Below are 9,993 nucleotides of genomic sequence, written 5' to 3' on the forward strand. Positions count from 1 at the left end.
ATTAAAAATGCTTAACTTGTAAGTAATCTGGTATCTTTAAACGAGCATCCGAATCCTTTAGGCGCAATGGTAAATCAGCCTCAAAAGCATCTGGATTAATCGTTTGCACAGCTCGAACAATATCATTGATATGAACGCTATAGCTATCTGCCAAACTCTGAAATAATGGCAATAATGATTGGTCTATCTCCAGAGCTTCCACAATTGGCACCGAGCGCTCCCCCAGCATTCTGCGAGGCCGCAAAACCTTATCACTACTATGTCTAGCTGAATTCAATAACGGTCGATACAAAGATGAACGATAAGTATTCATCATTAAGGGATATGTTGTCATCAATGCTCGATAACTTGGTGATAATACCTGATTAATATTTTCTTCTGTAATTTTAATCAAATCTTCATTTTTAATAATAGTCACTTCACCATCTGCAGAAATACGTTCTATTTTTTCAATAATTTTAGGTAGCGGTGTTTCTCGTGAGGCTATCCGTACATTATTTGGCAATAACCATCCTATAGCATACTCATATTGTGCAAAATCATTTAAAATATTCTCCGCCATTAATGAGCCATCTTCTAATTCTTTTGGCAAAATTTTTGTAGCAAGCACATCACGATAAGCAACTAAATCACTAGCTCCATGACGCGCTGCAATCACAGCCCATGCATAAGACTCTGCCATATTCTTATTTGTTCCAATTCCTAATCGAGACAATGTAGAATAATTAAATGCCGCATCAATATGACCCGCTTGAGCCGCCTTTAAATAAAGTTCTGCTGCTTTGACATAATTGCGAGGGATCCCCATACCTGTTTGATACATGGTCGCTAAATTATTCATAGCATCCACATGCCCTAAGTCTTCTAGCTCTGTAAATAAACGATAAGCCTCAATATAATCTTGGCGATCGTAAGCCTCTATAGCATCGCTGAAATTATCAGCAAAACTAACTGTATTGATCATCAATAATAAAACTAATGTTATTCTGAACATATCTGGCAAAGCATCACTAATGGATCATGGTCACTATAAGCACGATCGCTATTTTGATCTGTATTAATATGCACAATCGTACTTTCTAAGTTTTTAATGTAATCATTGTACAGAATATAATCTAAGAGAATTGGCTTTTTGTGATATTTATATGTATAAATTTGATATTGCAAAGACAAATGAGAACTTTTTAATCCTTGTAAAGCAAGGGATTGCAATGTTTTACTTGCAAATGTATCATTCATATCACCCACTACAAATAACGGAAAATCTAGTAAGTTATTTTCTTGAATATAATCAGCAATTAACTGCGACTGCCTATTGCGCTGCTTCTTTGCCTGTTTTTTTGTTTGATCTTTTGTGCTCATAGATTTCAAATGACAATTAATCACCTGAAAACTCACATCATCATATTGGAATATCGCCCACAACGGAATCCGTGAAGCAGCGAATTCACCTGATCCATCACCCAAAAACGCCTCTGAATCCTGCCCAATTTGCGCCAATTGCTGTAATTTAATTTCCGCTCTATAAAAAAAACCACAACGAATATTAATATTTTCAGCACCACCGCTACTTTCAGGCTTTGGCGCTATTTCCGCATAATGATAAACCTGTTGAAATTCTTCTAATAAAATCTTACAAATATCATCCGCAACTGTGGCTCGAATTGTTAATTCATTCTCTTTTTGTAATCCGCCTAATTCCTGTACTGCAATAACTGAAGGGGCTTTCAAATCCTCAACAATAGAACGCGCAAATTTCTGAATACGCTGAGCATCAGACCATTCTCCCAAATTAGCAGCATTAATCGTTGCAATTCTAAGTTCTATCATGATTCAAAATATAGTAAACGGCATGCTTCCAGCAATCGTCTTTTTTCTAAATCATCCTGATATTTTTTCAAATTTTCTTGATAATTTTGTTGCTGATCTACCAATGTCATTTCACGTCGAATATCGCAATATTTTTCCCATTCTTGATATTCTTCGCAGCTTAATGTTTCAGGAAAATTTTTTGCACGATACAAAAATAACAACGGCGAAATTCGTGCATCATTAAATTGATAATTTGCAGATTTCAAATCTTCTGCTGATAAATATGGAATTTGCTCCATCACTTTTTTATCTTCAGAACCAAAGAATCCATCATATAACATCGATTCAACACGCTGTAAAATAGGTTGATCAGAATAGGATGGTGCTGTTGTTGGCTTGAATACTTCCGTTGATTTACACTCGATTTCAGATAATTTACCCATAATTATTGATACTTTATCCAAAGCAGCCTCAATATCTAATCCATATAAATTTTTCACATCACGCAATACGCCAAATGGCGCAATGATCGGGCATTTATTGAGATGAATCAGCTTCAAAGGCACACGATTGCGATCTTCAGCCAAATCTTCTGTAGCTGTATACATCGCAGTGTTAATCTCTTCTGCGCTGTAATTTAACAGCTCATTCATATCACCACGAAGGTCAATCACAATCACTGCATTTTTATTCCAAGGATGCATAGCAATTGGCATCACTAAGGATAAATAACCATTAGCTTCACCAAACATTCCCGAAACATGTACAAGAGGTTTGTACATATGCTTTTCGATAATTGGCTGTAAATCTTTTGCTCGTCTATTCTGATAGAAATACTCAAAGAATTTTGGCTGTTTTTCTTTAATCAACTTCAGCACAGCAATCGTCGCATAAACATCACTTAATGCATCATGCGCATGATCATGCTCCAAATTATTTACTTTCGCTAATTCTTCTAATCTTAAACTTGTCTTACCATCAATTTTTGGCCATTGGATACCTTCAGGGCGAAGCGCAAAAACGCCACGCACTAAATCTAGAGCATCCCAGCGAGAATTGCCATTTTTCCAAGTATAAGCATAAGGATCAAAGAAATTTCTATAAAAGAGATAACGAGTCATCTCATCATCAAAACGAATAGAGTTAAAGCCCATCACACAAGTATTAGGCTTCATAAACTCATCATAAATGCGCTTGGCGAATTCATACTCAGGCAAACCATATTCATTACAATAATCAGGCGTAATACCTGTGATCAAAATGGCATCAGAAGATGGAATATAATCATCATATTGCTGGCAATGAATATTGATTGGTTCATCCATGATATTGAAATCAGCATCTGTGCGAATCGCTGCAAATTGTGCAATTCTGTCATGTTTTGGACTAATACCAAAAGTTTCATAATCATAAAAAAGAAATTCAGCCATTATAATGAGAAATTATCCCCCAAATATGCTTTGCGAACAGTCGGATTATTCAATAACTCTTCTGTACTACCTTCTGCAATCACTTGCCCACCACTCAAGATATATGAACGCTGACAAATACTTAATGTTTCACGAATATTATGGTCTGTAATCAATATGCCAATCCCACGATTAGATAAATCCAAAATAATCGTTTGAATATCCGCAACAGATAATGGATCGACCCCTGCAAAAGGTTCATCTAATAATAAGAACTTAGGATTTAGCGCCAAGCTACGTGCAATTTCAACACGGCGACGCTCACCACCAGATAAAGACATTCCTAATGAATTAGCAATATGTGTAATTTTGAAATCTTCCAGTAATTGATCTGCTAATTCTTCCTGCTGTTTCTTATTCAAATCTTTACGCGTTTGGCAGATTGCTAAAATATTATCACGCGATGTCATTTTTCGAAAAATAGAGGCTTCTTGTGGCAAGTAACCAATCCCTCGATGTGCACGCTCATGCATTGGCAGTTTTGTAATATCTTGATCATCTAAAAAGATATGCCCTTCATCTGCAACAATAAGCCCAACAGTCATATAAAAACTTGTTGTTTTGCCTGCACCATTCGGGCCTAGTAACCCAACTATTTCACCTGCATTCACATGAAATGATGCACCGCTTACTACAGTACGTTTTTTAAATCGTTTCACCAGCTCTTTTGCTTTCAATTGCATGGTTACTTCCCTTTTGGCTTAATTTCAAAAAATACACGATCAGATTTATCTTTTCCACTCAAAGCCTTAACTTTTTTATTCAACGTATCGTATTCAATTGCATTAGCTTCTACAATATCTGTATCCTGAGTTAACTTGGCTTTTTGTTTCAAAATTAATAAATTCTTCTTCGGAAAGTATTCAAGAATTTCACCTTCGCCAAATACCCAAGGTTTATCTTGCTCTGGCAAATATTTAATCTTAATTAATTTGCCATTTGCAACAACTTTATCTAACTCATCATCCACCATTGTAAATATGGCATGATCTGCTCTAATTTCTAATGTTCCTTGCACCATTACAACGTTACTATCATAAAACCCTTCATTCAGTTTTTGATCATACCCACCTGTATCAGCTGTAATTTGAATCGGCAAACTACTGTCTTCTGGCAATGCATGTGCTGTAGAAAATAAGGTTATCGCCAATAATAAACTAAGGGTGGTTTTCATCTTTGATGGTTTCATAATAGCTCTTCACATCCTGTAATAAGTTAAATTGGCCAATTTGCGGATAACCTTCCAAACTAATACCTTCAATTGTATTATTCGGATATGTACGAATTTTTGTCCATACATCATTAGTGACTTTTTCACCTTTATCATGCACAAATAGCTGTGATGTATTCAAGATTGTTGTTTTTTCATCTTCTTGATTGAATTTTGTTAGCACAACATTATCATTCATTGTAATCAAAGATTGATCTTCATTGACTAAAGCAATATCACTTCTTGCGGTCCAATCTCGCCGATCTGTTATCGTAAAATGTGTTAAAAAAGGATTACTTAATGTAGATCCTCGATCATCATCAAAATGATGCATTTCAGGACCTTCTATCGAATAAATCTTTTGACCATTTTCATTAAAACGAACTAAATCATACCCTTTAACAACAAATAAAGGATAAGGTGACTTTTTCACCTCTTCAACATTGTTTTCACGATATAAGTTCATAGAAATATAACCTAATATACCGATGGCAACAATGAAGAATAAGTTCTGTAATAATTGCTTAGAAAACACTGTATTTATGCCTTAATTGTTTCAATACCTTGATCAGTTGCTAACACTAATAAATCTGCTGGGCGATGAGCAAAAATACCATTTGTCACAACACCAACAATCTGATTAATATGCGTTTCTAGTGCTAAAGGTTCAGTAATGTTCAACCCAAACACATCAATAATCGGATTACCATTATCTGTAATCACATTTGAACGAACACGTGCCTCACCTAATTTATTCAATTCTCGTTGCACATGCCCAACAGCCATAGGTATAACCTCCACTGGCAAAGGGAATTTACCCAAAGTCTCAACATATTTAGATTGGTCTGCTATACAAATGAACTGATCAGCATGAGCTGCAACAATTTTTTCTCGCGTTAGTGCTGCCCCACCACCCTTAATCATTTGTAGTTGAGCATTAATTTCATCAGCACCATCAATGTACAATGTTAATTTTTCAATATCTGTCAAGGGAGCCACCTCAAAACCCAATTGAATCAACTGTTCTGTTGAACGCTCAGAACTCGATACAACAACATCAATCAGATGACGAACCTCAGGTAATAACGCAATTAAGCAATCCACAGTTGATCCTGTCCCAACGCCTAATAACTCACCTTTTTTGATATATGTTAAAGCTTTTTCTGCTGCTAACTGCTTTAATGTTTTTTGACTCATTTTGCTCCCTCACTAAAAACTACCCACATTATAGGTGTTTTTAAGGCTAAAAGGGAGTTTATTTATCAGAAAAACCGGGTTTATATCTAGTGGTTGGCTTGAGTTTCCTGTATAGTGTGAGACTTATGAACCAAAAACTGAAAGGATTTAATAATGAGCATTGCACCTAATAAAGTTGTATCTGTTTTCTATACATTAACAGACGATGCTGGTAACGTAATTGACAGCAACAAAGGTCAAGAGCAACCATTAACATATATTCAAGGCGTTGGCATGATGATCCCTGGCTTTGAAAAAGCATTAGAAGGTGCAGCTGCTGGCCAACAAGTTGCTTTCAGTGTGGCTCCAGAAGAAGGTTATGGTCTTCGTAGCGAAGAAAACGTATTCACAATCAGCAAAAGCCAACATTTCAAGGATTCAGATGATATCCAAGTAGGCGGCATGATTGCAGCTGAAGAAAATGGTCATCAACGTCATTTTGTAATTTTGAGCGTAGAAGGTGATGACATCACACTAGATGCAAATCACTTCTTAGCGGGTAAAACTTTGAACTTTGACGTAGAAATCAAAGAAGTTCGTGATGCAACTGCACAAGAATTAGACCACGGTCATGTACACGCAGGCGGCTACGATCACTAATAAAAAATAATTAGGATTTATTCTTCATGTCTAAACCTTGTTTTCAATTAAAGGGCGGTCTATTCACATTGACCGTCCTTCATTTACAAACAAATGATCTCAAAGAGTTTGAAGAAACACTCAACTCCAAAATTGCTGAGTCTCCTGACTTTTTCAAGCAACTACCTGTGATCATAGATTTAAGCCAATTATCCGAAGATGCACTGCATTTAGATTTTAATTGGTTAAAAAACCTATTAATTAATCAAGGCATCATTCCTGTTGCATTGCATAACATCCCTAAACATTTGCTAGGTAAAGCAACACAAAGCAATTGGGGGATTTTCCCAAATATTCAGCCTCGTTATGACAAGCCAAAAGTAGAAAGTATAGATGCTGATATTAAAAAAGATACTGAAAAAGCAACTCTACCACAAGAAGATCATTGTCCTGTAACACTTGTTACAAGTCATATTCGTTCAGGCCAACAAGTTTATCATCCGGGTGGCGATTTAATTATCATCAATACCGTCAACACAGGCGCTGAAGTATTATCAGATGGCAATATTCATATTTATGGCGCCCTAAGAGGCAGAGCTTTAGCAGGTGTTAAAGGTGATGCTTCTGCAAGGATTTTTTGCCAATCTTTAGAAGCTGAGCTCGTTTCAATTGCGGGAAAATATAAAGTTTTAGAATCAATCGCAGATGAATGGCGCGGCAAAGCTGTACAAATCTATCTTGAAAATGATGATTTGAAAATCGAACAATTTACTAAAGAATTTTAAACATAAGAACTAGGAGTAAAATGTGGCACGAGTAATAGTTGTAACTTCAGGTAAAGGTGGGGTTGGTAAAACCACAACAAGTGCAAGCATTGCCGCAGGTTTAGCAAAACGTGGCAACAAAACAGCAGTCATTGACTTTGATGTAGGTTTACGAAATTTAGATCTTATTATGGGCTGTGAGCGCCGTGTAGTATATGATTTTGTAAATGTAGTGAATAATGAAGCGACACTCCAACAATCTTTAATTAAAGATAAGCGCTTAGAAAATTTATTCATCTTACCTGCTTCGCAAACACGTGATAAAGATGCTCTTTCTGTAGAAGGCGTTGAAAAAGTTATCGCAGGTTTAAAGGATATGGGCTTTGAATACATCATCTGTGATTCGCCTGCAGGCATTGAAAAAGGCGCACAACTTGCGATGTATTATGCTGATGATGCGATTGTAACAACTAACCCTGAAGTATCATCAGTTCGAGATTCAGACCGTATTTTAGGTATTTTATCTAGCAAAACAGCTAAAGCTGAAAAAGGTGAAGAAGTTAAACAACATTTAGTGCTCAATCGTTATAGCCCAGAACGTGCGGCTTCTGGCGATATGCTATCTGTGACAGATGTTTTAGAAATTCTAGGCATCCCATTATTAGGCGTTGTGCCAGAATCTGAAGCTGTGCTACAAAGCTCAAACGCAGGCATCCCAGTTATTTTAGATGCTGATGCTGATGCTGGCCAAGCATATGAAGACATTATTGCACGATTCTTAGGTGAAGATAAGCCACATCGTTTCATTGAAGCAGAGAAAAAAGGCTTCTTCCAAAAACTCTTTGGAGGTTAATTATGTTTAGCGCGCTATTTAAAAGAAGAAAGAAGACATCAACCGCTTCAATCGCTAAAGAGCGTTTGCAGATCATTGTTGCCCACGAAAGAACACAAGGATCCCCTTCCCAGCAACCTGATTTTTTACAAGCCTTACAAAGAGATATCTTAGAGGTTGTACGAAAATATATGCCTATTGATAGTGATCAAATTAAAGTTGCTATGGATAAAGAAGATGGTTGTGATGTTCTAGAACTGAATATCGTTCTGTTAGAGAATGAACAAGACGATGATGCAAGCGAAGACACATCAGAACAACCAACAAAAAACTAATGAGACTCGATAAATGGTTATGGGCGGCGAGATTTTTTAAAACTCGTCGCTTGGCTGTTGAAGCCATTGAAAAAAATCAAGTGCAAGTCAATGGCGACAGAGCTAAGCCTGCCCGCACAATCAAGATTGAAGATACCCTGATCATTCAAAAAGCTGGTGAAACTTTTACTGTGATTGTGGATGATTTAAGCGAAATCCGTGGCCCTGCAAAAGTTGCCACCCTACTCTACCATGAAACAGAAGAAAGCTTAGCAAAACGCATGGAAGATCGAGAAATGAAAAAGCTTGTGCACAATCCAAAACCTGATAAAGCACCTGATAAGAAAGATCGCCAGCGCTTAAGAGAATTGCGTAAAGGCTATGAGTAACTTACTGACTCATATTGATCAGTTTTTAGATCAGTTTTCTCAACGCTATCGTCCTAAAAGTGTTGAAGTTAAATCTCTAACTCTACGACAACTTTCAGAATATCTCTCAGAGCATAATATTCAAACTTGGCAGTTATGTGATCAAGCATGTTTACAGAAATATATTATTTATCGTCACAAAAATGGCCTATCCCTCACAAGCTTAAAAACTCATTTAGCTAGTATTCGTGTATTTTTTGATTTCTTAGAATCCAAAGAAATCATTACATCAAATCCTGCTAGATTAGTGAAAACGCCCAAAGTACAACAAGCTTTACCTAAAGTCATTGCTGTGGATACAATTCAAGAATTATTGGATCAAATGCCTGACCCTGATAATCCCTTAGAGATTCGAGATTTAGCCATTTGTGAGCTATTTTATAGTTCTGGCGTACGCTTATCAGAACTTACTGCATTAGATACGAAACACATCTCTCTCTCTGCTAATGAGATTCGCATTATAGATGGTAAAGGCGGTAAAGATCGTATTGTACCATTAGGAAATAAGGCTAAAGAGGCGTTACAGAGATGGCTCACAATTCGAGATCAATGGATGAAGCTAGATAATGCATTATTCATCACACAACGAGGCAATCGCCTCACAAGCAGGCAAGTCAGTAATCGAGTGAAACATATTGCTAGCAAACTTGGCAAAGGCTTAAAAGTGAATCCTCACATGTTCCGCCACTCAATGGCAACCCATGTTTTAGAATCGAGCCAAGATATTCGTTCTGTACAGGAATTATTGGGCCATGCGGATATATCTACAACACAGGTTTATACACATCTAGATTTTGGTCACTTATCTAAAGTATTCGATTCAGCACATCCGCGCGCTAAGAAAAAATCTAAAAAATAAATGTGATTGCAATAAAAAACCACGCTTTCGCGTGGTTTTCATTATGCTTTTGGAAAACTCAAATTATAGAGTTTCGCCGCCTACTGCACGATTACATGGGCATAATTCATCAGTTTGTAACGCATCCAAGATACGTAAAACTTCATTAGGATTACGACCAACGTTCAAACCGTTTACAGAAACGTGTTGAATAACGTTATCTGGATCTACGATGAATGTCGCACGCAATGCAACACCAGCTTCTTGATCACGAATACCTAACATATCTACTAATTCACCTTTAACGTCAGCGAATGAGTAATGGCCTAATTTGTCTAAATCTTTATGATCACGTCTCCAAGCCAATTTACAGAATTCGTTATCCACGCTACCGCCCATTAATACAGCATCACGATCTTCGAAATCTTTTGCTAATTTATCAAAAGCAACGATTTCTGTAGGACAAACAAATGTGAAATCTTTTGGATAGAAATAGATAACCTTCCATTTA

The 9,993-nt window shown here is 36.7% G+C and carries 14 protein-coding genes; 6 read left to right on the forward strand and 8 right to left on the reverse strand.

Translation table 11 applies throughout. From position 1 onward, the window contains the following. Nucleotide 1 precedes the first annotated feature (1 nt). From BZK14_RS08140 to rpiA, 7 genes are read right to left on the reverse strand one after another with little or no spacing between them, the layout of a single operon-like run. Nucleotides 2-994, reverse strand: a complete 993-nt coding sequence (locus BZK14_RS08140) for a tetratricopeptide repeat protein (protein WP_077926017.1) — start codon at nucleotides 992-994, stop codon at nucleotides 2-4. Further along, the gene (locus tag BZK14_RS08145; protein ID WP_077926018.1) at nucleotides 982-1,830 is read right to left on the reverse strand and encodes an endonuclease/exonuclease/phosphatase family protein; all 849 of its coding nucleotides are present in this window, start codon (nucleotides 1,828-1,830) and stop codon (nucleotides 982-984) included. Before BZK14_RS08145 ends, BZK14_RS08140 begins: the two co-directional genes overlap by 13 nt. Further along, a complete protein-coding gene (gene sbcB / locus BZK14_RS08150) occupies nucleotides 1,827-3,242 on the reverse strand; it encodes an exodeoxyribonuclease I (protein ID WP_077926019.1) in 1,416 nt (471 codons plus the stop codon). Before sbcB ends, BZK14_RS08145 begins: the two co-directional genes overlap by 4 nt. Then, on the reverse strand, nucleotides 3,242-3,964 hold the full coding sequence (lptB, locus tag BZK14_RS08155) for an LPS export ABC transporter ATP-binding protein (RefSeq protein WP_077926020.1): 723 nt from the start codon (nucleotides 3,962-3,964) through the stop codon (nucleotides 3,242-3,244). Before lptB ends, sbcB begins: the two co-directional genes overlap by 1 nt. 2 nt (nucleotides 3,965-3,966) lie before the next feature. Further along, on the reverse strand, nucleotides 3,967-4,470 hold the full coding sequence (lptA, locus tag BZK14_RS08160; protein ID WP_077926021.1) for a lipopolysaccharide transport periplasmic protein LptA: 504 nt from the start codon (nucleotides 4,468-4,470) through the stop codon (nucleotides 3,967-3,969). Beyond that, complete coding sequence (lptC, locus tag BZK14_RS08165) at nucleotides 4,439-5,026, reverse strand: LPS export ABC transporter periplasmic protein LptC (RefSeq protein WP_245831251.1); 588 nt, start codon at nucleotides 5,024-5,026, stop codon at nucleotides 4,439-4,441. The genes lptA and lptC overlap by 32 nt, the downstream gene beginning before the upstream one ends. Before the next feature lie 5 nt (nucleotides 5,027-5,031). Beyond that, complete coding sequence (gene rpiA / locus BZK14_RS08170) at nucleotides 5,032-5,688, reverse strand: ribose-5-phosphate isomerase RpiA (RefSeq protein WP_077926022.1); 657 nt, start codon at nucleotides 5,686-5,688, stop codon at nucleotides 5,032-5,034. Between the two features lie 153 nt (nucleotides 5,689-5,841). Here rpiA and BZK14_RS08175 point away from each other — a divergent pair, with 153 nt between their 5' ends. The 6 genes from BZK14_RS08175 to BZK14_RS08200 are packed head-to-tail and all read left to right on the forward strand — an operon-like array spanning nucleotide 5,842 to nucleotide 9,503. Next, on the forward strand, nucleotides 5,842-6,327 hold the full coding sequence (locus tag BZK14_RS08175; protein WP_077926023.1) for an FKBP-type peptidyl-prolyl cis-trans isomerase: 486 nt from the start codon (nucleotides 5,842-5,844) through the stop codon (nucleotides 6,325-6,327). A gap of 26 nt (nucleotides 6,328-6,353) precedes the next feature. Then, a complete protein-coding gene (gene minC / locus BZK14_RS08180) occupies nucleotides 6,354-7,091 on the forward strand; it encodes a septum site-determining protein MinC (RefSeq protein WP_077926024.1) in 738 nt (245 codons plus the stop codon). A gap of 22 nt (nucleotides 7,092-7,113) precedes the next feature. Beyond that, the gene (minD, locus tag BZK14_RS08185; RefSeq protein WP_077926025.1) at nucleotides 7,114-7,923 is read left to right on the forward strand and encodes a septum site-determining protein MinD; all 810 of its coding nucleotides are present in this window, start codon (nucleotides 7,114-7,116) and stop codon (nucleotides 7,921-7,923) included. Between the two features lie 2 nt (nucleotides 7,924-7,925). Beyond that, complete coding sequence (minE, locus tag BZK14_RS08190) at nucleotides 7,926-8,237, forward strand: cell division topological specificity factor MinE (RefSeq protein WP_077926026.1); 312 nt, start codon at nucleotides 7,926-7,928, stop codon at nucleotides 8,235-8,237. Then, a complete protein-coding gene (locus BZK14_RS08195) occupies nucleotides 8,237-8,605 on the forward strand; it encodes an RNA-binding S4 domain-containing protein (protein WP_077926027.1) in 369 nt (122 codons plus the stop codon). The genes minE and BZK14_RS08195 overlap by 1 nt, the downstream gene beginning before the upstream one ends. Then, nucleotides 8,598-9,503, forward strand: coding sequence for a tyrosine recombinase XerC (locus BZK14_RS08200; RefSeq protein ID WP_077926028.1), 906 nt, complete (start codon nucleotides 8,598-8,600; stop codon nucleotides 9,501-9,503). The genes BZK14_RS08195 and BZK14_RS08200 overlap by 8 nt, the downstream gene beginning before the upstream one ends. 63 nt (nucleotides 9,504-9,566) lie before the next feature. On the opposite strand, the gene BZK14_RS08205 is transcribed toward BZK14_RS08200, so the two are convergent. After that, nucleotides 9,567-9,993: peroxiredoxin (locus BZK14_RS08205; protein ID WP_077926029.1), on the reverse strand; the 427-nt coding region annotated here is incomplete at its 5' end.

The sequence above is a fragment of the Wohlfahrtiimonas larvae genome, from assembly GCF_002006755.1.
GTDB classification, from domain to species: Bacteria; Pseudomonadota; Gammaproteobacteria; order Cardiobacteriales; family Wohlfahrtiimonadaceae; genus Wohlfahrtiimonas; species Wohlfahrtiimonas larvae.

Coding starts and splice junctions, on each gene's coding strand:
- BZK14_RS08145 (WP_077926018.1), bottom strand. CDS start 1,830: ATGATAGAACTTAGAATTGCAACGATTAATGCTGCTAATTTGGGAGAA.
- minE (WP_077926026.1), top strand. CDS start 7,926: ATGTTTAGCGCGCTATTTAAAAGAAGAAAGAAGACATCAACCGCTTCA.
- sbcB (WP_077926019.1), bottom strand. CDS start 3,242: ATGGCTGAATTTCTTTTTTATGATTATGAAACTTTTGGTATTAGTCCA.
- BZK14_RS08195 (WP_077926027.1), top strand. CDS start 8,237: ATGAGACTCGATAAATGGTTATGGGCGGCGAGATTTTTTAAAACTCGT.
- lptB (WP_077926020.1), bottom strand. CDS start 3,964: ATGCAATTGAAAGCAAAAGAGCTGGTGAAACGATTTAAAAAACGTACT.
- rpiA (WP_077926022.1), bottom strand. CDS start 5,688: ATGAGTCAAAAAACATTAAAGCAGTTAGCAGCAGAAAAAGCTTTAACA.
- lptA (WP_077926021.1), bottom strand. CDS start 4,470: ATGAAACCATCAAAGATGAAAACCACCCTTAGTTTATTATTGGCGATA.
- BZK14_RS08175 (WP_077926023.1), top strand. CDS start 5,842: ATGAGCATTGCACCTAATAAAGTTGTATCTGTTTTCTATACATTAACA.
- minC (WP_077926024.1), top strand. CDS start 6,354: ATGTCTAAACCTTGTTTTCAATTAAAGGGCGGTCTATTCACATTGACC.
- BZK14_RS08140 (WP_077926017.1), bottom strand. CDS start 994: ATGTTCAGAATAACATTAGTTTTATTATTGATGATCAATACAGTTAGT.
- BZK14_RS08200 (WP_077926028.1), top strand. CDS start 8,598: ATGAGTAACTTACTGACTCATATTGATCAGTTTTTAGATCAGTTTTCT.